This window comes from Aeromonas sp. FDAARGOS 1409 (assembly GCF_019048705.1).
Lineage (GTDB): Bacteria > Pseudomonadota > Gammaproteobacteria > Enterobacterales > Aeromonadaceae > Aeromonas > Aeromonas sanarellii.
On record NZ_CP077395.1, the window covers coordinates 4,090,339 to 4,113,554 of the forward strand.

The window sequence follows — 23,216 nt, forward strand, 5'->3', positions numbered from 1 at the left end:
CCAAGGTGACAGATCTTGATGCCTACACTCTAGATGCGCGCCCATCTGGCTTCCGTTGCAAAAATGTACAGGATTGAATCTCTTTGGCTTCATCCGATGCAGTAAATCGAACGAATATTTTTTACACATAGAAATCAATGAGGTAACAATCATACATTCCGTTCTCTTGTCTCTTCATCGCACAAAGGCTACTGATATATTCTAAATAGATATAAAAAAGGGCCCTTAATGGGCCCGTTTTTATCGCGTTGTGTGACTTACGGCAGTGGGAAGGCCGGATGAACGAAGCCCTGATAACCGTCTATGTGCAGGCTGGACAACACCTCAACCTGTTGCTGATCTTCAACCCGGGTTGCAATCGTCGTCACACCCGCATTATGGGCAGCCCGACACACCGCCGCCAGGAAGGAGGTATCTGCACCAGGTTCCATCACCTGACTGGTATAGCCATGGTCCACCTTGACGTAAGCGGGGGCCAGCTCCTCCAGGTAGCCGAGGGATTGGAAGTGGCGGCCATAATGATCGACTCCCCACAGGAATCCATGTGCCCTAAGCACCTCGACCAGGCTGGTCACTTGTTCTTTGTGTTTCATGATGGCCGCCTCAGGGATCTCGAACAGCAGCCGCTCTTTCAGCTCGCCATTTTGCGCCAGATAGCCCTTCAGCCAGGTCAGGAACTCATCCGAACAGAGAGAACCAGCCGTGATATTGACTGCCAGCACCAGATCGGAGTGCTGTTGGAACAAGGGGAGGCAGGCGTCCAGTATCGCCTTGTCAAACTCGGCCCCCATCTTGAATTGCTCTATGGCCGGCAAGAACTGGCCCGCGAAGTAATCGGTCCCGTCTCGCGAGATGGCGGCAAACAACTCGGCATGCAGACGCGTGCCATCATCGAAGCGACAGGCGGGCTGCGCCTTGAAGCGCCAGAGGTTTCTGGCCATGGCGTCCTGCACCAGATCACGCCAGGCCAGACGTCCCATCAGGCCCTGCTCTGTTCCCCCTTCCATCACGACGGCACCGCGCCGCTCGTTGCGCGCCTTGCCAAGGGCATTGTCCGCCTTGGTCAACAGGGCCGAGAGATCGTCACTCCCGTCACGACCGGCGATACCGACCACGGAAAGTGCACCTCGTTCTCCCATGGGGTTGACCACCAGATCGGCGATGCGGCTGTTGATGAGTTCCGCCAGATCCTTGAGCTGCGACAGCTCGTCGGTCGGACAGAGCAAGGCGTATTCGGTGGCCGAGATGCGGGCAAGGGCCGCCCCATTCCAACCATCCAGCAGCTCCCTGAGCACCTGGGCGATGGACTTGACCATGTTGTCTCGCGCGGCAAAGCCCTCTTCGCGATAGAGATCGTCCAGCATGTCGACGGCCACCAGCATGACCCCCCCCTGGCCCGCCTCGGCAATCCAGGCATTGACCTGCCCGACGAAGTAAGAGCGGTTGCCAAGGCCGGACACGGCATCGACATAGACACGGGCACGGAGATTCTCGGCTTCGTCCGCCTGCTCCTTGAATTGCACCGCCAGTTTGCTCGAGAGGGTATTGATGGCCTGCACCACCTGCTTCAATTCACGGGTCCTGGGTTCAGGAATGGCGTGCCCGAAATGGTGCAGCTCTATCTCGACCGCCTGCTCGCAGATCAGCTTGAGTGGCTTGAGCAGGTAGTTGAGCGCCCGCATCAACAGGAGCGTGGTGATCAGGAATCCGACCAGGAACCAGGTCGCCAGCTCGCTCATGCCCTGCCAAAGCTTGTAGTAGGCTTGTCCCGGGTGGCCCACCACCTTCAACTTGCCCAGTTGCAACCAACCCGAGGTCAAGATGGATTCATTGGATACCTCAGGAAAAAGGTCCAGCCCGATGAACCACTGGGGAACGCCCTCGATCTGGCTGCTGTTCTCGAGTTCGATGACATTCTTGGATGCCAGCAGATCGAGGCGCACCAGCTTGTAGTAGCCGCCGTCAAAGACCGCCTTGATGACGGATTCGGCCCCCACCTTGTCACCGTTTTCCAGATAGGGCGTCAATGCCAGACCCAGCGCGGTGGAGGTATTGATGACGGTGGTCTCCTGCTGCTGCGCCAGGTAACTGCGGGTCGAATCGAACTGTACCCAATAAGTGGCGGCAAACAGCAATCCGAACAGTAACAGCATGGTTGCCAATAGTTGTCTGTAGAGCGTCATAGGTTAATCATCCAAATTCACCGCAGGCCGAGCCAATCGCCCTGACGTCATGCGATTGCGTAAATCCGTCCATAATCCCAAGCGAGATGACTGCCCGGCCATTTCCCCTTGACCACGTGCTTTCATCAGCCACAAGTGACTACCGTTAAAACTGTAAATTGGCACCAGATCCGCACGCTGCGTGGCCGGACGAATGGCTCCGACAATATTGTCCAGAATAAGAGGAACTGACGCAGGCGTCTCATAATAGGCAACGACCATATGAAACTGGTTATAATCCAATGCCTTGACATATACCATTCGCATTTTTTCATCCGGAATGCCAAGCTCCAGCAGCGTAAAATACTTGGAAATGCTGAAGTCTTCACAGTCTCCGCCCGCAGCCCCCAAAAACTCCAGCGGCGTCGCCCAATAATCCTTCTTGTGCCACAACTTGATGTCATCGATAAAACGCATCTGGTTGAAGAACTGGTTTACCTTCTCCAGCTTCTGCCGATCCGTCAGACCTGCGGCGCTGCTCTGCATCGCCAGGGTACGCCAGCTGGTCACCCGTTTCCCTGCACGAGGGCCATAAGTCTCCTCCGCTCGCTTGACCAGCTTGAGATCTTCCGATGACAAGGGCTGACTGGCGCTGAGCAGCAGGGGAATGGCGAGCAACACCAGCCACAGCAGACGAGGCAACCAACGCTGCGCCGAGCAAATGCGCCATGCAGGCCACAACAGACGGCCCTCGTTCTTGCCCACCGATGTCACATGATTCCCCTGTGGCATGCCATCGCAATCTTCAACGCAGGGCCAAACACATAAAAGAATGACTGCAGCAAGCTGCAGCCATTCCTCCTGTCTGATATTGCATCAGCGCGATGGCCATCAGTTGTTGTTGGCCTGCCACTCGGCGGGCTGCTGTACATTCATGGCGTTGAGCAGGCCACCCGTGGCATTGAGGATACGATAATCCGCCAGCAGGGAGTCATACTCGGCCGTGATGTAGCTGCGACGCGCCTCAAACAGCTCGTTTTCCGTGTTCAGCACATCCAGCAAGGTCCGTTGGCCCAGACCGAACTGTTTCTTGTACGCCTGTACGGTGTCATAGCTGGCGTCCACGTGCTCTTTCAGGAAGACTTTCTGCTTGGCCAGCGACTCCTTGGCATTCCAGGCCAGACGAGTCCCCTCTTCCACCTGACGGAAGGCATTCAGGTGAATGTCTTTCGCCTGGGAATAGAGTGCCGAGGTGGCCTTGCTTTCGGCCAGATCGGAGCCGCCACGGAACAGGTTGTAACGCATCCGGACCATGGCGGTGAGATCGTCGTTGCGCCCCTTGACCGCATCGATGTCCTCGTTCCAGTTCTGGTCTACCTCGAAGGCCACGTTCGGATAGAACCCGGATTTGGACCCCTCATGCTGGTACCTGGCCTCCTCGATGTCTTGCAGGGAGGAAAGCAGGGTCGGATGCACCTCGGTCGCCGTCTTCAGCGCATCTTCCAGCGTGGCTGGCAGAAGCTGGGTGTTCGGCACCGGCTGCACGAGATCCTTGGGCACCTCATTCACGACGCGGATGAACTCGCTCTCGGCATCCCGATAGTTGTTCTCGGCCGCCGCCTGGTTGGAGTAGGCGCGCGCCACCCGGCCGTCGATCTGAGTCTGATCCGCCGTCGATCCCAGACCGGAGTCGGTCCGCTTCTGGATGTCGCTGCGGATCTGCTCGTGGGTTTCCAGGTTCTGCTTGGAAAGCTCCAGGATCTCCTGCTGACGCAGCATGTTGAGGTATACCTCTGCCACACGCAACGCCGTGTTTTCCGCCTCCGAGATCAGGGCGAGACGCTGGGCCTGGGCAGCGGCATCGGTCCGGGCCACGTTGCTGCTGACATCGAAGCCGTCAAACAGCATCTGGCGCAGGCTGATCCCGGCCTCTTTACGGGTCATGGAGTCATCGATCGTCTGCGAGTTGGCCCCCGCCGCGCGGGTGGAGGGGCTGTCGGTCTTCTCGTAACCGACGCCACCACGCAGATCGATGGTGGGATAGTAACCGCCCTTGGCCCCATCATGCTGGTACAGTCGTGCCTGATAGAGATCAAAAGCTTCCTTGATTTTCGGATGGGTAGCCAGTGACTGTGCCACTGACTGTTCCAGCGTCTGTGCCTGGCTCAGGCCCGGGAACAGTATGGTGCCACTAACCAGCATGGCAACAATCGTCTTCTTCATGGTATCTCCAGTCATGTTGTTTTTAGATTGTTGGCTTATCGTTCTCTCAGTGCCGACTGCTTAGCCCTCAAGATGGGTTTCAGCAAGTAGTCTAGGACACTTTTTTTACCAGTAATGATATCTGCACTGGCTAACATACCGGGGATGATGGGAAGTGCGTTTAGCTCATCGCCCAGATAACTCTTCTCGGTTCGTACTCGCACCAGATAGAAGGAGTTGCCCTCCTCATCCTGGATCGAGTCGGCGCTTATCTGTTCAACCTTTCCATGTAAACCTCCATAAACAGTGAAATCATAAGCGGTTATCTTGACCACGGCCTCCAATCCGGGTCTCAGGAACGCGATATCCTTGGGCGACACCTTGGCTTCGACCAGCAGGGTATCTTCCAGCGGTACTATCTCCATCAGATCCATGCCGGGCTGGACGACGCCTCCCAGGGTATTGATCTTGAGTTTCTTGATGGTGCCCTTGAGGGGCGCGATCACACTGGTTCGATCGACTCTGTCCCGCAGACCGACCTGGCCCTCGGACAACTGACTGAGCTTGCCCTGCCGCTCATTGAGCTCGGTCTGGGAGTCGGCTCTGAATTTCAGGGCGATATCGTTGCGCTTGGAGATGGTCTCCCGCAGCACCGAGTTGAGCTTGGGGATGAGCAGGCGGTTCGCCTCCAGCTCACCCTGCATCTCGTTGACCTGCCGCTCCAGCTTTATTAGCTCCACTTGAGGAACTATACCCTCTTTTGCGAGGGGACGGCTGATGTTGAGCTCCTGACGAGCGAGATCCACGCTGCGGCCCACCGTCCTGATCTTGGCGTTGAGCTCTATGGTCTCCTGCTCTTTCTGCTCGATCTGCTGCCCCAGAATGTAAAGCTGGTTCTTGAGGTTGTTGAGCCTCGCCTCCTGCACCGATTTTTCACGGGCGGCATATTCGGCGAACACGTTCTCGTACCCTTCGGGAAATTCGATGGGCTGCTTGTCGATGACCACCTGCTCACGCCAGCCCAGATTGGGCTCGCTCTTGACCACCACACTGCGGATCTCGGCACGCAGGCGGGCGATGTCCCCCTTCAGGGTCACCAGCTCCTGCTCCCGTTCGCGAAAATCGGACTTGAAGCGGGTGTCGTCGATGCGCAGCAGAGGCTGCCCCTTCTCGACGATGTCCCCCTCCTTGACGAAGATCTCCTTGACGATCCCCCCTTCCAGGTTCTGGATCACCTGCAGTTGGCGAGACGGGATCACCTTGCCCTGGCCGACGGTGACCTCGTCAAGCTCGGCCCAGGCGGCCCAGACGATGGCGCTCATGAAAAACAGGAAGCAGGCCCAGAGCAGCACCCTGGCGCGGGTCGGCGTCGTCAGCAAGACGGCCGCGGCGCCATCGTCCACGTATTCCAGGTGCTCGGGGGCGGGCAAGACGGTATCGGGAGCCGACTTCTTGAACCAGTTGTTAGCCATGAGCCGTCTCCTGCACCCGCACCTTGCCTTCCTTCAATTGTTGCAGCACCACCTCTTTGGGGCCGTCCGCCACTATCTTGCCCTGCTCCACGACGATGACCCGGGAGGCGACGTCCAGCATGGAGGTCTTGTGGGTGATGAGGATCAGGGTGGTCTCGGGCCCCAGCCGCGCCAGCTCCTGCTTGACGTGCATCTCCGACTGGTTGTCCATGTTGGACGTCGGTTCGTCCATCACCAGAATGGGAGGATCGTTGAGCAGGGCCCTGGCCAGCAGTATGGCCTGACGCTGGCCGCCGGAGAGCTGACGCCCCCCCTCGCCGATCTGCCTGTCGAGGCCATTGGGATCCCGGTTGGTAAAGTTGGTCACCCCGGCCCGCTTGGCCGCGCGAAGGACACGGGCGTCGTCCACCAGGGGATTGCCCAGCATGATGTTGTCCCGCACCGAGCCAAAGAAGAGGGTCACGTCCTGCGGCACGCAGCCGATGTTGCGGCGAATGGCGGTCGGCGGCAGCTGATCCAGCTCGAAGCCGTCGAGACGCACCAGCCCGTCCGTGGGGCGATAGAGCCCCATCAGCAACTTCTCCAGGGTGGTCTTGCCCGCGCCTATCCGGCCTATGATGGCGACCTTCTCGCCCGGCTCGATACGCAGGTTGATGTTGTGCAGGGTGCTGCTCTCCATGCCCGGATACTTGAAGGAGACGTTCTCGAACTCGATGCGCCCCTGGATGACAGGATGGTGGATGTACTGCCTGCCCTCCTCCTGCTCGCCCGGCGTCATCATGATCTTCTCCAGGATCTCCAGGGCAGACTTGGCCTGGTTATAGCGGGTCGAGAGAACGGAGAGCTGTACCATGGGGGCGATGGCGCGGCTCGACAGCATCACGGCCGCGATCATGCCCCCCATGGTCACCAGCCCCTCCGAGATCTGGTAGACGCCGACGATGACGAGTCCCACCGTCACCACCTGCTGGATGTAGCTCGCGAGCGACGACATGGAGTTGGTGATACGCCGGGTCTGCACACCCCAGGTCGAAATATGGGATACCGCCTGCTCCCAGCGATGCTGGAACATGCTCTCGGCCCCGAAGATCTTCACGGTCTCGAGGCCAGAGATGCTCTCGATGAGGTTGGCATTCTTCTGGGAGGCCAGGCGTGACCCCTCCTCGATGGACTGCTTCAGCGGTGCCTGGATATAGAAGCTGTACGCCACCAGGATCAAGATGGCGACGATGGGCACCACCACCATGACGCCGGCGAAGATCCAGATGATGAACAGGAAGAAGATGGCGAACGGCAGATCGATCAAGGTGGAAACGGTGGCCGACGTGAAGAACTCCCGCACGGACTCGAACTCCTGGAGGTGCTTGGCAAAGGCACCGGTCGAGGCAGGACGGGATTCCATCTTCATCCCCATCACCTTGGCGAAGATCTTGGCCGACAGCAGCACGTCGGATTTCTTGCCGGCGATGTCGATGAAGTAGCTGCGCAGCTGGCGCATCACGAAATCGAAGGTAAATACCACCATGGCCCCGACGGCCAATACCCAGAGGGAATCGAATGCCAGATTCGGCACTATCTTGTCGTACACGTTCATGGTGAACAGGGGGCTGGCCACCGCGAACAGGTTGATGAGGATGGAGGCGATCAGCACGTCTCGGTAGATGCCCCGGGATTCGAACAGCGTGCTCCAGAACCAGTGACCGTCGCGGGTTTCCAGCACCTTGGGGGAGCGCTCGTCGAACTTGAACTGCCGCTTGACGTAAAACAGGCGACCGCTGTACTCGTCTCCCAGCTGGGCGGTGCTGACCCACTGGGCTGCATCCCCGGCCTGGGGAAAGATCACCTTGCCCTGGCTTCGGTCTTCATTCCATTCCAGCAGGATGCAGGCGCCGCCATGACGCGTCTGCAGGACGCAGGGCAACAGCAGGGAGGAGATCTGATCGAGCGGCTGGATCACCTCGCGGGCGGAGAGGCCGCCACGCTCGGCGGCACGGCTGAAGAGTGCCGTGCTCAGGCGACCGGAGACCAGCGGCAAGCCAGTGGTCAGGGCATCCTGGCTGTTGGGCACCCCATAAAAGCGGGTCAAAAAGACCAGGCACTCCAATAGCTCATCTATATGGCTGGTTTCTGCTTGCATAGCATCCCATCAAAACATGATTCGGAAGGTTGTCGGTCATCATCACCCGGAATCTGGCGCGTTTCATGAATGCAGGCAGCGACCCCGCCACAAACCGACAACCCAATTAGCGCACGGGGCAGTGGCACACAGCCCACTGCCTGACTCCCACATCGTCATGCCGGGAAGGAATGGACATGCAGGGCGCTCGGTGTCATCGGGGAAACTGCCACCCAGTGCGAAGAGATCCCGCCCGGTACATAAACCGCAAAGAGTTATTGATAAACATATCTTTTTTCAAGCCCACCATCTTATCAAGGTGACTTGAACGAAACTATACTGCAAAGACTGAATTTCATCTAATAACCCACTGTTTTTTTGACGAAATTAGAGCCTCAGCTCATTTGAAAGCGGGAGAGAGAAGGGACGTCCCAGGCGTTGTCCCTGGGGACCGGAGCGAGCCAGTTCGGCGGCGATCTCGGTCATGGCGGTCCAGCGGTTCTCGCACCAGGCGGGTGCCAACAGGGTCGGGCGGCGCGCCGAGGCCGAGACGCGGTGATAGACCACCTCTGGGGGCGTGTGCTGGATCATGGCGACCGCCGCTGCCACATACTGCTCCAGCGTGAGCACATCCAGCCGTCCCGCCTGCCACGCCTTGCCGAGGGTACTGCCCTGTACCACGTGCAGCGGATGCAGCTTGATCCCCTCCACCCCCGTCTCCACGACGCGGTGCAGGGTCTCCAGGCTCTCCATGGCCGCCTCCCCCGGCAGACCGACGATAAGGTGGGCGCAGACCTTGATGCCGCGCAGATGGGCTCGCCGCACCGCATCCGCATAGGCGGCGTAACCGTGTCCCCGGTTGATCCTTTGCAGGGTCTTGTCGTTGGCACTCTGCAGCCCCAGCTCCAGCCATACCTCGTAACCCCGGGCCTGGTAGCCCGCCAGCAGATCCAGCACCGCATCCGGCACGCAGTCAGGGCGGGTGCCGACGCAGAGTCCCACCATGTCGCTCACCGACAGCGCCTCTTCATACATGCGCCGCAGATATTCCACTTCGGCATAGGTGCTGGTATAGGCCTGAAAATAGGCGAGATAGCGTTTGGCGCGGGTCACTTCGTCTCGGCGGGCCAGCAGTTGCTGCACCACGGAGAGCTGCTGGGCCGACTCGTCGGCGAAGGAGGAGACATTGCAGAAGGTACAGCCGCCGCGCCCCAGGGTGCCGTCCCGGTTCGGGCAGGTGAAGGCGCCGTGAATGGAGAGTTTGTGGATCTTCTGGCCGTGACGCTGCTTGAGGTCCTGGCCGAATGTATTGACGAGTTCGTGTAACTGCATGACACCTCCGAGATGAGGCGCCATTTTAGCGGTACACACCGCCGGGCAGGCTGAGCTGGATCAAGCCTGGCCCTTCCCTAAAATCATATAAATATTCACGCCGAGTGCGATAAATACCCAACAAAAGGCTTTTGCGGCTACTTTTGGAAACCACCCCTACCAGGAAAAACGGGAAAAAAGAGAAAACCTGACTCCCCTAACCGGCTGTTAGCACTGAAAAAATCTTGATTAGCTCGCATATGGACAAATGCAAGATGCAGGATCTCGAAATGTGATCCCCGCCAAGCCCAGGCAGAAGGAATTTGTAAAATTACTACAGTTCTGCGCCACGATGCAGTCAACCACCAAAGCCACCATCGTCAGCATATATGACTAATAAATAAAATTATCACAGCATTAAATACATAAAAATTCTGTTTGAGTCTCTAAAACCCACATTTTGTTATGGCGATGTAACATTGCAAACAGGCGGGATGTCCAATTGACCTTGCTCGAAAATCCCATTAGTTTGGAGATTCGCCACCTCAGGCGGACGGAACCACAAGAGCCAATCGCAATTTATGCAATCTGTTGATGACAGTGCGATGGAAGGCCGAGCAAGGGAGAAATGCAATGTCACTATATGATCCAAAGCTGGAGAGGGATAACTGTGGCTTCGGCCTGTTGGCCCACATGGAAGGGGAAGCCAGCCACAAGCTTGTCCGTCTCGCGATGTCAGCCTTGGCTCGCATGCAGCACCGCGGCGGCATCTCCGCCGATGGCAAGACCGGCGACGGCTGCGGCCTGTTGCTGCAAAAACCCGACAGCTTCTTCAGAGCCGTCGCCGAAGAGAAGGGATGGCACCTGGGCCGCAACTACGCGGTCGGCATGCTGTTCCTGAACCCGGACCCCGTCCTGGCCCAGGCAACCCGCGACATCATCGACGAGGAGCTGGAAAAAGAGACCCTGAGTCTGGTCGGTTGGCGCAAGGTGCCCATCGATACCAATGTACTCGGCACCATCGCCAAGGCCTCCCTGCCCAGCATCGAACAGGTCTTTGTCAACGCCCCCCCGGGCTGGGTCGACAAGGATCTCGAGCGCCGCCTCTATATAGTGCGCCGCCGCATCGAGAAGCGCATCAGCGACGACTACTTCTACGTGGTCAGCCTCTCCAACCTGGTCACCGTCTATAAAGGGCTGTGCATGCCGGTGGATTTGCCGCGCTTCTATCTGGATCTCGCCGACATCCGCATGCAGGCGGCCATCTGCGTGTTCCACCAGCGTTTCTCCACCAACACCAGCCCGCGCTGGCCGCTGGCGCAGCCGTTCCGCTACCTCGCCCATAACGGCGAGATCAACACCATCGCCGGCAACCGCCAGTGGGCCAAGGCGCGCAGCTACAAGTTCGCGACCCCGCTGATCCCGGATCTGCAGGAGGCGGCCCCCTTCGTCAACACCACGGGATCGGATTCCTCCAGTCTCGACAACATGCTGGATCTCTTCCTGGCCGGCGGCATGGACCTGTTCCGCGCCATGCGCCTCTTGATCCCGCCTGCGTGGCAGAAGCACCCGAACATGGATGACGACCTGCGCGCCTTCTACGACTTCAACTCCATGCACATGGAGCCCTGGGACGGCCCGGCCGGCATCGTCATGACCGACGGCCGCTACGCCACCTGCGCGCTCGACCGCAACGGCCTGCGTCCGGCCCGCTACGTCATCACCAAGGACAAGTTCATCACCCTCGCCTCCGAAGTGGGTACCTGGGACTACACCCCGGACGAGGTGCTGGAGAAGGGCCGGGTCGGCCCGGGCGAGCTGTTCGTGGTCGATACCAGCAACGGCAAGATCTGGACCAGCTTCGAGATCGACGACGACCTCAAGAGCCGCCACACCTACAAGCAGTGGATGGACAAGCACTGCAAGCGCCTGGTGCCGTTCGAGCAGATGGACGACGCCAGCACCGGTGCCCGCGAGTTCCCGGACGACCGCCTCAAGACCTATCAGAAGCTGTTCGGCTACTCCTATGAGGAACTGGACCAGGTGATCCGCGTGCTCGGCGAGAATGGCCAGGAGGCGGTGGGCTCCATGGGGGACGACACTCCCATGGCGGTGCTCTCCTCCAGCCAGCGCACCCTGTACGACTACTTCCGCCAGATGTTCGCCCAGGTGACCAACCCCCCCATCGATCCCCTGCGGGAAAACCACGTCATGTCCCTGGCCACCTGTATCGGCCGCGAACAGAACGTGTTCAACGAGACCTTCGGTCACGCCCACCGGGTGCTGTTCCAGTCGCCGATCCTGCTCTACTCCGACTTCCACCAACTGCTGGCCCTGGAAGGGGAGCACTATCGCCATGCGGTGCTGAGCCTCAACTACCAACCCGAAGAGGGGCTGCAATCCGCCCTGGAGCGCCTGTGCGAAGAGGCCAAGACCGCGGCCCGCAGCGGTACCGTGCTGCTGGTGCTGTCGGATCGGGACATCAGTCCGGACACCCTGCCCATCCCGGCCGCCATGGCGGTGGGGGCGGTGCAGCGCACCCTGGTGGACAACAACCTGCGCTGTGACGCCAACATCCTGGTGGAGACCGCGAGCGTGCGTGACCCGCACCACTTCGCCGTCCTGCTGGGCTTTGGCGCCACCGCCATCTACCCCTATCTCGCCTACGAGACCCTCGCCAAGCAGGTAGAAGAAGGCGTGCTCAAGATGAGCCTGCGCCAGGCCATGCTCAACTACCGCAACGGCATCAACAAGGGCCTCTACAAGGTGATGTCCAAGATGGGCATCAGCACGGTGGCGAGCTACCGCTGCTCCCAGCTGTTCGAGGCGGTGGGCCTCTCCAGCGCCGTGGTCGAGCTCTGCTTCCGCGGCGTATCGAGCCGCATCCAGGGAGCCGACTTTGTCGACATCCAGCAGGATCAGGTGAACCTGGCTCGCCTGGCCTGGCTCGGCCGCAAGCCGCTGACCCAGGGTGGCCTGCTCAAATTCGTCCACGGCGGCGAGTACCACACCTACAACCCGGACGTGGTGCAGACCCTGCAAGTGGCGGTGCGCTCCGGCAACTACGCCGATTACAAGGAGTACGCGCGTCTGGTGAACGAGCGCCCGGTGGCGACCCTGCGCGACCTGCTGGTGCTCAGGAAGGGGACCATCCCGGTGGCGCTGGATCAGGTCGAGCCTGCGGCCAAGCTGTTCCCCCGCTTCGACTCCGCCGCCATGTCCATCGGCGCCCTCGGCCCTGAAGCCCACGAGGCCCTGGCCATCGCCATGAACCGCCTCGGCGGTCAGAGCAACTCCGGCGAAGGCGGCGAGGATCCCAAGCGCTTCGGCACCGAGAAGAATTCGCGCATCAAGCAGGTGGCCTCGGGTCGCTTCGGGGTCACCCCCCACTACCTGATGAACGCGGACGTGGTGCAGATCAAGGTGGCCCAGGGCGCCAAGCCCGGCGAGGGTGGCCAGCTGCCCGGTGACAAGGTGACGGCCCAGATAGCCAAGCTGCGCTACTCCGTGCCCGGCGTGACCCTGATCTCGCCGCCGCCCCACCACGACATCTACTCCATCGAGGACTTGGCCCAGCTCATCTTCGACATCAAGCAGATCAACCCGAACTGCCTGGTGTCGGTGAAACTGGTCTCCGAGCCCGGCGTCGGCACCATCGCCTGCGGCGTGGCCAAGGCCTATGCGGACTTCATCACCGTCTCCGGCTATGACGGCGGCACCGGCGCGAGCCCGCTCACCTCGGTCAAATACGCCGGTTCCCCCTGGGAGCTGGGGCTGGCCGAAACCCAGCAGGCCCTGGTCGCCAACGGCCTGCGCCACAAGGTGCGGCTGCAGGTGGACGGTGGTCTCAAGACTGGTCTCGACATCATCAAGGCGGCCATCCTCGGCGCCGAGAGCTTCGGCTTCGGTACCGGCCCCATGGTGGCGCTCGGCTGCAAATACCTGCGTATCTGCCACCTGAACAACTGCGCCACCGGCGTCGCCACTCAGGATGAGAAGCTGCGCCGCGAACACTTCACCGGCCTGCCGGAGATGGTGATGAACTACTTCAAGTTCATCGCCGAGGAGACCCGCGAGCTGATGGCCGAGCTCGGCGTCACCCAGCTCACCGACCTTATCGGCCGCACCGACTTGCTGGAAGCCCTGCCCGGCCTCACCGCCCGTCAGGCCAAGCTGGACTTGTCCGGCGTGCTGGCGACCCCGGTGGCACCGGCAGGCTCCAGCCTGTTCAGCCAGCAGCACAACCCCACCTTCGACAAGGGGCCGCTGAACCTCAAGATGGTGGAGGACCTGCTGGATGCCGTCGAGAACATGAGTGGTGGCGAGTTCCGCTACGACATCCGCAACACCGACCGCTCCGTGGGGGCGCGCCTCTCCGGCGAGATAGTGAAACGCCACGGCAACCAGGGCATGGCGGCCGATCCGGTCAAGGTGCACTTCAACGGCACAGCCGGTCAGAGCTTCGGCGTCTGGAACGCGGGTGGCCTCGAGATGATCCTCACCGGGGACGCCAACGACTACGTGGGCAAGGGGATGACCGGCGGCAAGCTGGTGATCAAGCCCCACGTCGGCGTGGCGTTCAAATCCCACGAGGCGGCCATCATCGGCAACACCTGCCTCTACGGCGCCACCGGCGGCAAGCTCTATGCCGCAGGCACTGCCGGCGAGCGTTTCGCGGTGCGCAACTCAGGGGCCCTGGCGGTGGTCGAGGGGATCGGTGACAACGGCTGTGAATACATGACAGGCGGCATCGTCACCGTGCTCGGCAAGACCGGCGTCAACTTCGCGGCGGGCATGACAGGCGGCTTCGCCTACGTGCTCGACGAGTGCGGCAACTTTGCCAAGCGCACCAACCCCGAGCTGGTCGAACTGCTGGAGGTGGCGGATCTTGCCATCCACCAGGAGCACCTGCGCGGCATCATCACGGCGCACCTCAACGAGACAGGCAGCTCGCGCGCCGAGGAGATCCTGGCCAACTTCGACTCCTATGTGCCCAAGTTCAGGCTGATCAAACCCAAGTCCAGCGACGTCAAGTCCCTCTTGGGTCACACCAGCCGTTCCAGTGCAGAACTCAGAATCCAGGCGCAATAAGGAGGGAACCCTATGAGCCAGAACGTATTCCAGTTTATCGATGTCCAGCGGGTCGACCCGCCCAAGAAGCCGCTCAAGATCCGCAAGATCCAGTTCGTGGAGATCTACGAGCCCTTCAACCAGGCCCAGGTCGGCATGCAGGCGGATCGCTGCCTCGACTGCGGCAACCCCTATTGCGAGTGGAAGTGCCCGGTACACAACTACATCCCCAACTGGCTGAAACTGGCCAACGAGGGGCGCATCCTGGAGGCGGTGGAGCTCTCCCACCAGACCAACAGCCTGCCGGAGGTGTGCGGCCGCGTCTGCCCGCAAGACAGACTGTGCGAGGGTGCCTGCACCCTCAACGACAGATTCGGCGCCGTGACCATAGGCAACATCGAAAAGTACATCACCGACAAGGCGTTCGAGATGGGCTGGCGCCCTGATCTCTCCAAGGTGGTCAAGACCGGCAAGCGGGTCGCCGTCATCGGCGCGGGCCCTGCCGGCCTTGCCTGTGCCGACGTGCTGGCGCGCAACGGCGTCACCCCTGTGGTGTTCGACAAGTACCCGGAGATCGGCGGCCTGCTGACCTTCGGCATCCCCTCCTTCAAGCTGGAAAAGGAGGTGATGCAGCGCCGCCGCGAGATCTTCGAGGGGATGGGGGTGGAGTTTCGTCTCGAGACCGAAGTGGGCCGTGACGTCACCTTCGCCGACCTGCTCGGCGAGTTCGATGCGGTCTTCCTCGGGGTCGGCACCTACAAGTACATGAAGGGCGGGTTCGAGAACGAGACTGCGCCTGGGGTCTACGACGCCCTGCCCTACCTCATCTCCAACGCCAACCGCTTGCTGGGCTTCGAGAAGGCCCAGGCCGATTACATCGACTTCGCCGGCAAGCAGGTGGTGGTGCTCGGCGGCGGCGATACCGCCATGGACTGCGTGCGCACCGCCATCCGTCAGGGGGCCGATCGGGTGATCTGCGCCTACCGTCGCGACGCCGAGAACATGCCGGGTTCCAAGCGGGAGGTGAAGAACGCCCAGGAGGAAGGGGTGGAATTCATGTTCAACCTCCAGCCGGTCGGGGTGGAGCTGGACGCCCAGGGCCGCACCTGCGGCATCAAGGTGGTGAGCACCGAACTCGGCGAACCCGATGCCAACGGCCGCCGCAATCCGGTAGTCATCGAGGGCTCCGAGCAGGTGCTGCCCGCCGATGCGGTGGTGATGGCGTTCGGCTTCCAGCCCAACCCCCAGCCCTGGATGGCGGAACACGGTGTCGAGCTCGACAGCCGGGATCGCATCAAGGCCCCCGAGAAGGCGGAGTACGCCTTCCAGACCAGCAACCCCAAGGTGTTTGCCGGTGGCGATGCTGTGCGCGGCTCGGATCTGGTGGTGACCGCCATCTACGAGGGTCGCAAGGCCGCCGAAGGGATCATGGACTATCTGGCCGTGTGATCTGCCGTCGCAACCAAGCTGCCATGCAAACAGCCCCGCTCGTGCGGGGCTGTTTCTTTATCTCGCCTTCGTGGGCAGTCGCGGCTAGATGCTCCAGTTCTCCGGCTGCCGCTCGGTCAGGGTGGAGATGTACTCGAAGGTACGGGCTCGCCTGGGGGTCGTGAACATCTGGCGTGCGCTGCCCGCCTCCACCACCTCGCCCCCTTCCAGAAAGATCACCTGCTGCGCTATCTGGGCCGCGAGGCGCAGGTCGTGGGTGGCGATCAGCATGGTGGTACCTTCGCGCGCCAGCTGGCGCAGCACGGCCAGCACCTCCAGCGCCAGCTCGGGATCCAGCGCCGAGGTGGGCTCGTCGCAGAGCAGCACCTTGGGGGATGGCGCCAGCGCCCGGGCAATGGCGACCCGCTGCTGCTGGCCGCCGGAGAGGGTGGCGGGCACCGCCTCGGCCTTGTGCCTGAGCCCCACCTTGTCCAGCAGGGCCAGGCCCCTCGCCCTCGCCTTCTCCCTGGGCCACTTCAAGACGGTCACCAGCCCCTCCATCACGTTCTCCAGCACCGTCATGTGCGGGAACAGCTGAAAGTTCTGGAACACCATGCCGGTCTGCTGGCGCAGAGTCAGCACCTGCTGCCGTGACAGGTGATGGGAGAAGTCGAGCTCGCTTCCCCCCAGCACCAGCTGTCCCGCATCGGGTCGCTCCAGCAGATTCACACAGCGCAGCAAGGTACTCTTGCCGCTGCCGGAGGGGCCGATCAGCGCCGTCACCGTGCCGGCGGCCATCGCCAGCCCCACCCCCTTGAGCACGGGCCTGCCACCAAACTGCTTCTCGATACCGCTCAACCGGATCATAGGGCGACCTCCCGGGTCTCTTTGTGGGTCAATCTGCGCTCCAGCCGATCTTGCAACAGGCTGAGCACAGAGCTGAACATCAGGTAGATGAGGGCCGTCTCGATATAGAGGATGAGCGGCTCATAGGTGACGGAGGCGAGGCGCTGGGCCGCCTGAAACAGCTCGGGCACGGTCACCGCCGCCGCCAGCGAGGTGTCTTTGACCAGGGAGATGAAGGTATTGGAGAGGGGCGGCACAGCGATGCGCGCCGCCTGGGGCAGGATCACCCGTCCCATGGCCTGGGGCCAGTTCATGCCGATGGCGTGGGCCGCCTCCCACTGCCCTTTCGGGATCGCCGCCAGGGTGGCGCGAATGGTCTCCGAGCTGTAGGCGCCGATGTTGAGGGTGAAGCCGATGACGGCGGCGGTGAAGGCATCCAGCACTATGCCGGCGCTCGGCAAGCCGTAGAAGATGAGAAAGAGCTGCACCAGCAGCGGCGTGCCCCGAACAAGCCACACATAGAAGCGAGCCAGGGCCACCAGGGGAGACGGGCCATAGAGCCTGGCCAGGGCCACCAGCAAGCCGAGCAATATTCCCAGCACGAAGGTGATAAGGGTGAGTGGCACGGTAAAAATAAGCCCCGCACTGAGCAGGGGCCAAAAAGAGTCGATCATTAACTGCAACCAGGGAGGCACGTTAATTCTCCTTTATTGTTATTATTCGGCCTGAATATTAATTCGAGACGTCGGTGCCGAAATACTTGACCGATATTTTCTGGTAACTGCCGTCTTGCTTGGCCGTGCGCAGCGCCTGATTGATGGCGGCCAGCAATTCCGGTTGCCCCTTGGCCAGCAGCACGGCGGATTGATCCCCCTTGGCCTCGGTGGCTGCCACCTTCAACTTGGCGTCCGGCTTCTGCTTCTTGAAATCCAGGAAGGAGAGGCTGTCGTTGATGGTGGCATCCACCCGTCCGGTCAGCACCAGCTCCAGGGACTGGTTGAAGCCCTCGGTGGCCACCACCTCGGCCCCCGACGCCTTCGCCAGCTGGGCGAAGTTGCTGGTCAGGGACTGGGAGGATTTCTTGCCCTTCAGATCCGCAAAGCTCTTGATGCTGTCATTGTCGCTGTGCACCACGACCACCGCCTTGGAGGTGATGTAGGGATCTGAAAAATCATACTTTTTCAGCCTCTCCGGCGTGATGGCCACCTCGTTGAGCACCAGATCGTAGCGTTTGGCGTCCACCCCGACGATGAGGCCGTCCCACTTGCCCTCGACGAACTCGGGCTTCACCCCGAGGCCGCTTGCGATAAGCTCACCAATCTCCACGTCAAAGCCCACCAGCTTGCCGCTCTTGTCGTGGTAGGTAAAAGGGGGGTAGGCCCCTTCGGTGCCAATCTTGATCACCCCGGCGCTCTGGATGGCGGCGAGGCTGGATTGGGCCTGGGCCGAGTGCATCAGGGCCAGCGGCAATGCCGCCAGCAACAACAGCGAACGTACTTTCTTCATGAACCACCTCGTTATATTTATAAATACCCGGAACGCTTGCCAACCAGAATAGGTTGGCGCCATGCAATGGTTATTTTCCAATCCGGCTGCCGCAGCACAGCGATTAATATTTCCACGTCAGTGCCACACATTAATTCGGCTGGCTATCGGCATGGACAAAACATATCGCGAGACGTTTCCTCTCCCAACCATGAAATACGGGGATATTTAGCGAAATAGTGGATAACGCCAAAAAGAGGGCGACACTGCCAGCGCTGCCGATATGGCAGCAAGCCGGGAGCAGAACGAGGGGACGTAAGATGAGGAAAGAGAGCACGGCGGCTCCGGGGAAGCTAGTGGCTCTGGGGCTCCCATGAGGTGAGCGAGCACCACGGGATGGTGCTCGTCCCATGCGGCAAGAGCCATGGGCTCACAGGCGCGCCACCAGCCACTCCCCCTTGCCCACCGGCACCAGGGCGGTCATGAAGGCCGGATCCTGCACCACCTCCGCCATCCAGTCGCTCATCTCCTCCCGGTGAGAGATGGCGTTGTCCACCACCAGCAGGCCGCGAGGGGCGAGCAGGCGCCGGATCTCGGGCCACCAGCGCTGATATTGCTGGCGATCGGAGTCCAGGAAGACCAGCTGATAACCCGCCGTCGGCAGGGTAGGCAGCAAGCTGCCAGCCTCCCCCGCCAGCTGTTCAATCCAGGGGCCGAGCCCGGCACGCTGGAAGTTGGCGGCGGCCATGGCCAGCTTGCCCGCATCCCTCTCTATGGTGGTGACCCGGCCCCCCAGCCGTTTCACCGCCTCCGCCAGCCAGAGGGTGGAATAGCCGTTGGAGGTACCAATCTCCAGCACATCCGTCGCCCCTCGCGTCTGTACCAGCAGCGCCAGCAGTTCACCTGTGTCCCGGGTGATATTGAGCATCTTGCCGTCACGGGACGGCTGGGCCTCGTCGTGCTGCTCGCCAAAGCGCTCCAGCTCTCGTTTCAATGATTCCAGTACCATCTTGCCTCCTTGGCGGTATCAAGGGGCGGCCTGGCGCACGGCGTGGCCCGTCCCCATCTCTTCATCATGTCTTCACCCTGTCATCCTGCGGCGGCTCGTCCCCCCGCCTGGCGAAGCGCTATCTGGTGGTGGCCGCCTGCGCCGTCGGGCTGCTGGATGCGAAGAGCAAGCCACCGACCTCCTAGGGCGCCGCCACCCGGGTAAAGTCGATGGCGGGGCAGCTTGGCACCACGCCCCGGGTCAGCGCCAGGTGCTGGGCACGATAGCTGAGCCGGTAGCTGCCCGGCTGCGACAGATCGTAGGCCTGCGCCAGATCCGCATCGGCCTGGCTCTGTTCCCCCGGAGCCAGCAGGAGGAAGTCGCCATCTCCGGGTTCACCACGCTTGGCCAGCGGTCCCCGGTAGGCCAGCGGCCGGCCGTCGCGGGTGAGGTCGATGGCATCGGCAAACCACCCCTCGAAGGGGGTGAACCAGGTCAATACCTCAAGGGGGGCCTCCCCCCGGTTGGTCAGGGTCATCACCAGGGGCAGGGGCTCGTTCACCCCGCTCTCGGCGTTGACCGACAGTTCGCACTGCAGGGGGGCCAGCGCCAGGGTGGTGAGCAAGAGAGTCATCATGGGTGCTCCTTCAACAACGGGAAGGGGCCTCGCGGCCCCTTCACGGATTAATTTTCGCTCGGGGTATTCTCGGCGAAGTACTCGTGGTTGTCGGCGTTGTTCAGCGCCTTCTGGGGATCCGTGCTCGCCAGATTGCGGGCATTGGCCTGACCGTATCCCAGATCGTCGGTGCCCGCCACCACGTTGAAGTGGCTCAGCTCGTGGACTATGGTGCCGGCACGGGAATCGGTCCCGGTGACGGGTGCCGTCCAGAAGCTCTTGCACAGATAGACCTTGTAGGGCTGGTCCGGATAGACGTAGGCGAAGTAGCTCTGCTTGCAACCACAGTCGAAGGTGAGCGGCTTGTTGTCGATGGCATCCTTGATCTTGCTGAAGTTCGTCTCGGCCTGGTTCCAGCGGGCGGCGTCATAGGCGCCGAACCAGCTGCGATAACGCTGGCCATCGGGCTTGTCCACCGCCAGATAGCTGCTGGAGTTGTTGGTGATGCCGCTGGCGGCATCGAGCGCGGCCAGGATGTCGCTCTTCTGGGTGTTGGTGCAGCGGCCGCTGAAGCTGACCGAAGCGGTCACCGCCTGGGGCTCGGCCAGGGCCGCCTTGGCCAGCACCCTATCGTCGGCCACCCCTTCCACCCACAGGGTCACGGCATTGGATTCGCTCCCCCGGGCCTGCCTGGCCTTGGCGGTTTTCCCCTCCAGCGCCACGGTCGGCAGCAGGTAGCGGATGCTGTACTGCCCCTGGACGCTCATGTCGTAGAGACCGGAGACCTCCGCCTGCACCGTCAGGCTCTGGCCGGCCTTGAGCAACTGGAAGTCCTTGTCGGTCGGGGCCGCCCGCTTGATCAGGGCCCCCTCGTAGCCAACCGGCTGACCGTCACGCTCCACCTGGAACAGGGGGGCATCCTCGCTGCCAGGCAGCTGCCACTTGAGCAGACGCACCGGCTTGTCCCCCGTGTTGGTCAGGGTCAGGTTGACCCGCACGTCGTCGGTGCCGCCCTCCACCAGGGTGAGCCTGGCATCGAGCCCGGCGGCGCAGAGCGGAGAGATCAGGGAGCCTGCCAGCAGCAGGGCGATGGGAGTCGCTTTCATCGTGTTTCCTCATTCATTGAGTGGCGCCATCAGGCGGTTTGCTTCCATATGGCCCTCTTTGGGGCTCATCCACCCTAGAGCAGAAGCTCGGCGCCCCCATCCCTCCATATGGGGGACGCCCCCCATCGGAGGGGGCCCTCGCCGGTTGCGACAAAAGCTGCCCCCTTGGCGCCGCATCAAGGCCCCCTCCCCTCCCGCCACCGGCAAGCATCCACAAAAAACCCGGCACGGGGCCGGGTGGGGGGGATGAGCAGCTTGCGCCCGGATCAGGGGCCGATCAGCAGCGCCAGGGCCGGCTGTGCGTTGCCGGGCACCAGCCGGTAGGCCTTGTGGTGCTTGACCAGGGTCGTTTTCTTGTTGCCCTGGCTCAGCAGCAGGCCGTGGGAAAAAGCCGCCTGTGCCAATCTGGCCTCGTCGCCGCGCACATAGAGGGTAAGGGACCTGGCCAGCTCACCCGCTTCGATATGGCCCTGATATTCGCTGGCGCTGATGATGAGGCTCGGCTGGCCGCCCGATTGCAGGCGCAGCTTGGCGTTCACTTCGCTACTCGTCAGCACCAGCCAGCCCGCCGCCTCCAGCTCGGCCAGCAGGGCGGCCAGCCGGCCGCCCAGCCCGGTCGGCTCGGCCATGGCGCGCTCGTACTGGCGGATGATCCGCTCAAGCAAGCCCTTGAGATCGGCGCCGGCCCCCAGGGTGCGGCCCAGTTGTACCCAGGCCTTGAGATCCTCCATCACCAGGCGGGAGAAGCGCTTCTCCTTGAGGGAGTCCGCCATCCAGGTGCAGAGGAAGTGGCTCTCCTGGGCCGGGGTGCGCTTGCCCGCCTTCTGCGCACCGGTGCGGGCCAGTTCGGCCAGGCTCTGGCTGGCCATCTCAAGGAGGGCCTGGTTGTAGGTGGGAGGGGTCATCGTGGATCCTCGGATTGAGCGCTGAGATGGCAAAGGCGCCGGTGGCGCCTTTGCAGTTCAATGGGATGGCCCGCCGCTTACTTCGGCTGGCGCGGCTTCCTGGCGGCCGCCAGGCGCTTGAGGCGCTGGCCCTGCAGCTTCGCCTCGGCCATGGCCTGGGCGGCGGCGTTGTCTTCCCGCTGCGGGCGCTTGCCGAAGCGGCGGCGCTCCTGCAACTGCTTGATGAGGTCGTCGCGACTGCTCACCTCGTAACCCGGCACCATGATGCGGCGGATCTTCTGGCCGATGAGCGCCTCGATCTCCAGCAGGGTGCGCTCCTCCTCGCGGCTGACGAAGGAGATGGCCATGCCGCTCTTGCCGGCGCGGCCGGTACGGCCGATGCGGTGCACATAGTCTTCCGCCAGGAACGGCAGATCGTAGTTGACCACGTATTCCAGGCTCGGGATGTCCAGGCCCCGGGCGGCTACCTCGGTGGCCACCAGCACCCGCAGCTTGCCTTCGGTGAATTCGCGCAGGGCACGGCGACGGCTGCCCTGTGCCTTGTCACCGTGCACCACGGCGGACTTGATGCCGTCGAGGTTCAGCTCCTCCACCAGCTCGTCGCAGCTCTCGCGGGTGCTGGCAAACACCAGCACCTGCTGCCAGTTCTGCTTGCCGATGAGCTCGGAGAGCAGCTCGCGCTTGCGCTTCTGCTCCACCGGATAGACGGTGTGGCTGACGGTGTCGGCGGTGGAGTTCTGCTTGTTGACGCTCACCACCTGGGGCTTGTCCAGCATCAGGTTCGCGAGCTTTTTCACCGACTCGGAGAAGGTGGCGGAGAAGAGCAGGTTCTGGCGGGCCTTGTTGACCGCCTGCAGGATCTGCTGCACGTCGGCGCTGAAGCCCATGTCGAGGATGCGATCCGCTTCGTCCAGCACCAGAGTCTCGACCCCGGAGAGGCTGAGGTTGCAGGCGGTGAGGTGCTCCAGCAGCCGGCCCGGGGTGGCCACTATGATGTGAGCCCCCGCTTTCAGCTTCTTGGCCTGCACGTCCTGCTTGCCACCGCCATAGATGGTCAGGGTGGTGATGTCGAGATACCTGGCGAAGTCGTTGATGTTGCTCGCCACCTGGGCCGCCAGCTCGCGGGTCGGGGTCAGGATCAGCACCCGGGCATTGGAGGGCTGTACCGGCGCCGGGTTGTCCACCAGCCGCTGCAGTATGGGCAGCGCGAAGGCGGCGGTCTTGCCGGTACCGGTCTGGGCGCTGGCCAGCACGTCGCGGCCACGGCGGATGGCCGGAATGGCCTGGCTCTGCACAGGGGTCATCTCCTGATAACCGCAATCTGAGATGGCGCGCAAAATCTCGGGGGCAAAATCGAACGATTCAAATCTCATCTTGGGTTCCTGTGTTCCAGCTGGGCTGTAGTTGGCGTGAGTGGCCTGAACCGGCTTGTGGCCCGGTGTCGGCGCGGCTTTTGGCCAAGGACGGCTGGGTCTGACATCACGTCAGAGAGTGAGCCGGAAAATGGCG

General features: G+C 61.9%; 16 protein-coding genes. 2 read left to right on the forward strand and 14 right to left on the reverse strand.

Annotated features, from left to right (window positions below):
• Positions 1 to 257: 257 nt before the first annotated feature.
• From I6L39_RS18970 to I6L39_RS18995, 6 genes are all read right to left on the reverse strand, one after another.
• Positions 258 to 2,183 (reverse strand): EAL domain-containing protein, encoded by a 1,926-nt coding sequence (locus I6L39_RS18970; protein WP_209792839.1) that lies wholly within the window; start codon positions 2,181 to 2,183, stop codon positions 258 to 260.
• Positions 2,184 to 2,186: 3 nt separating this feature from the next.
• A complete protein-coding gene (locus I6L39_RS18975) occupies positions 2,187 to 2,906 on the reverse strand; it encodes a transglutaminase-like cysteine peptidase (protein ID WP_042078599.1) in 720 nt (239 codons plus the stop codon).
• A 147-nt stretch (positions 2,907 to 3,053) separates the two neighbouring features.
• Positions 3,054 to 4,385: a TolC family outer membrane protein gene (locus I6L39_RS18980; protein WP_216990516.1), complete on the reverse strand. Its 1,332-nt coding sequence runs from the start codon at positions 4,383 to 4,385 to the stop codon at positions 3,054 to 3,056.
• Positions 4,386 to 4,420: 35 nt separating this feature from the next.
• Positions 4,421 to 5,836 carry an HlyD family type I secretion periplasmic adaptor subunit gene (locus I6L39_RS18985; RefSeq protein WP_209792847.1) on the reverse strand — a complete coding sequence of 472 codons (1,416 nt, stop codon included), beginning with the start codon at positions 5,834 to 5,836 and terminating at the stop codon, positions 4,421 to 4,423.
• Positions 5,829 to 7,973, reverse strand: coding sequence for a type I secretion system permease/ATPase (locus I6L39_RS18990; protein ID WP_042078568.1), 2,145 nt, complete (start codon positions 7,971 to 7,973; stop codon positions 5,829 to 5,831). Before I6L39_RS18990 ends, I6L39_RS18985 begins: the two co-directional genes overlap by 8 nt.
• Positions 7,974 to 8,339: 366 nt before the next feature.
• The gene (locus I6L39_RS18995) at positions 8,340 to 9,284 is read right to left on the reverse strand and encodes a TIGR01212 family radical SAM protein (RefSeq protein ID WP_216990517.1); all 945 of its coding nucleotides are present in this window, start codon (positions 9,282 to 9,284) and stop codon (positions 8,340 to 8,342) included.
• Between the two features lie 612 nt (positions 9,285 to 9,896).
• On the opposite strand from I6L39_RS18995, the gene gltB reads away from it, so the two are divergent.
• On the forward strand, positions 9,897 to 14,354 hold the full coding sequence (gltB, locus tag I6L39_RS19000) for a glutamate synthase large subunit (protein WP_216990518.1): 4,458 nt from the start codon (positions 9,897 to 9,899) through the stop codon (positions 14,352 to 14,354).
• A gap of 12 nt (positions 14,355 to 14,366) precedes the next feature.
• Positions 14,367 to 15,782 carry an FAD-dependent oxidoreductase gene (locus tag I6L39_RS19005; RefSeq protein WP_216990519.1) on the forward strand — a complete coding sequence of 472 codons (1,416 nt, stop codon included), beginning with the start codon at positions 14,367 to 14,369 and terminating at the stop codon, positions 15,780 to 15,782.
• Positions 15,783 to 15,866: 84 nt separating this feature from the next.
• Here I6L39_RS19005 and I6L39_RS19010 read toward each other — a convergent pair whose 3' ends face one another.
• From I6L39_RS19010 to I6L39_RS19045, 8 genes are all read right to left on the reverse strand, one after another.
• On the reverse strand, positions 15,867 to 16,628 hold the full coding sequence (locus I6L39_RS19010) for an amino acid ABC transporter ATP-binding protein (protein WP_216990520.1): 762 nt from the start codon (positions 16,626 to 16,628) through the stop codon (positions 15,867 to 15,869).
• Positions 16,625 to 17,281, reverse strand: coding sequence for an amino acid ABC transporter permease (locus tag I6L39_RS19015; RefSeq protein ID WP_209428977.1), 657 nt, complete (start codon positions 17,279 to 17,281; stop codon positions 16,625 to 16,627). The genes I6L39_RS19010 and I6L39_RS19015 overlap by 4 nt, the downstream gene beginning before the upstream one ends.
• Positions 17,282 to 17,339: 58 nt before the next feature.
• Positions 17,340 to 18,113, reverse strand: a complete 774-nt coding sequence (locus I6L39_RS19020; protein WP_216990521.1) for an amino acid ABC transporter substrate-binding protein — start codon at positions 18,111 to 18,113, stop codon at positions 17,340 to 17,342.
• Positions 18,114 to 18,522: 409 nt separating this feature from the next.
• Positions 18,523 to 19,101 carry an O-methyltransferase gene (locus I6L39_RS19025; RefSeq protein WP_216990522.1) on the reverse strand — a complete coding sequence of 193 codons (579 nt, stop codon included), beginning with the start codon at positions 19,099 to 19,101 and terminating at the stop codon, positions 18,523 to 18,525.
• A gap of 181 nt (positions 19,102 to 19,282) precedes the next feature.
• Positions 19,283 to 19,717, reverse strand: a complete 435-nt coding sequence (locus I6L39_RS19030; RefSeq protein WP_216990523.1) for a protease — start codon at positions 19,715 to 19,717, stop codon at positions 19,283 to 19,285.
• A 47-nt stretch (positions 19,718 to 19,764) separates the two neighbouring features.
• A complete protein-coding gene (locus I6L39_RS19035; protein WP_216990524.1) occupies positions 19,765 to 20,802 on the reverse strand; it encodes a M35 family metallo-endopeptidase in 1,038 nt (345 codons plus the stop codon).
• A 266-nt stretch (positions 20,803 to 21,068) separates the two neighbouring features.
• Positions 21,069 to 21,707 carry a DUF2913 family protein gene (locus tag I6L39_RS19040; protein ID WP_209792866.1) on the reverse strand — a complete coding sequence of 213 codons (639 nt, stop codon included), beginning with the start codon at positions 21,705 to 21,707 and terminating at the stop codon, positions 21,069 to 21,071.
• 77 nt (positions 21,708 to 21,784) lie between these two features.
• Positions 21,785 to 23,080, reverse strand: coding sequence for a DEAD/DEAH box helicase (locus I6L39_RS19045; protein ID WP_209792868.1), 1,296 nt, complete (start codon positions 23,078 to 23,080; stop codon positions 21,785 to 21,787).
• Between the last annotated feature and the right edge of the window lie 136 nt (positions 23,081 to 23,216).

Coding starts and splice junctions, on each gene's coding strand:
- I6L39_RS18970 (WP_209792839.1), bottom strand. CDS start 2,183: ATGACGCTCTACAGACAACTATTGGCAACCATGCTGTTACTGTTCGGA.
- I6L39_RS18980 (WP_216990516.1), bottom strand. CDS start 4,385: ATGAAGAAGACGATTGTTGCCATGCTGGTTAGTGGCACCATACTGTTC.
- I6L39_RS18985 (WP_209792847.1), bottom strand. CDS start 5,836: ATGGCTAACAACTGGTTCAAGAAGTCGGCTCCCGATACCGTCTTGCCC.
- I6L39_RS18990 (WP_042078568.1), bottom strand. CDS start 7,973: ATGCAAGCAGAAACCAGCCATATAGATGAGCTATTGGAGTGCCTGGTC.
- I6L39_RS18995 (WP_216990517.1), bottom strand. CDS start 9,284: ATGCAGTTACACGAACTCGTCAATACATTCGGCCAGGACCTCAAGCAG.
- gltB (WP_216990518.1), top strand. CDS start 9,897: ATGTCACTATATGATCCAAAGCTGGAGAGGGATAACTGTGGCTTCGGC.
- I6L39_RS19005 (WP_216990519.1), top strand. CDS start 14,367: ATGAGCCAGAACGTATTCCAGTTTATCGATGTCCAGCGGGTCGACCCG.
- I6L39_RS19010 (WP_216990520.1), bottom strand. CDS start 16,628: ATGATCCGGTTGAGCGGTATCGAGAAGCAGTTTGGTGGCAGGCCCGTG.
- I6L39_RS19015 (WP_209428977.1), bottom strand. CDS start 17,281: ATGATCGACTCTTTTTGGCCCCTGCTCAGTGCGGGGCTTATTTTTACC.
- I6L39_RS19020 (WP_216990521.1), bottom strand. CDS start 18,113: ATGAAGAAAGTACGTTCGCTGTTGTTGCTGGCGGCATTGCCGCTGGCC.
- I6L39_RS19025 (WP_216990522.1), bottom strand. CDS start 19,101: ATGGTACTGGAATCATTGAAACGAGAGCTGGAGCGCTTTGGCGAGCAG.
- I6L39_RS19030 (WP_216990523.1), bottom strand. CDS start 19,717: ATGATGACTCTCTTGCTCACCACCCTGGCGCTGGCCCCCCTGCAGTGC.
- I6L39_RS19035 (WP_216990524.1), bottom strand. CDS start 20,802: ATGAAAGCGACTCCCATCGCCCTGCTGCTGGCAGGCTCCCTGATCTCT.
- I6L39_RS19040 (WP_209792866.1), bottom strand. CDS start 21,707: ATGACCCCTCCCACCTACAACCAGGCCCTCCTTGAGATGGCCAGCCAG.
- I6L39_RS19045 (WP_209792868.1), bottom strand. CDS start 23,080: ATGAGATTTGAATCGTTCGATTTTGCCCCCGAGATTTTGCGCGCCATC.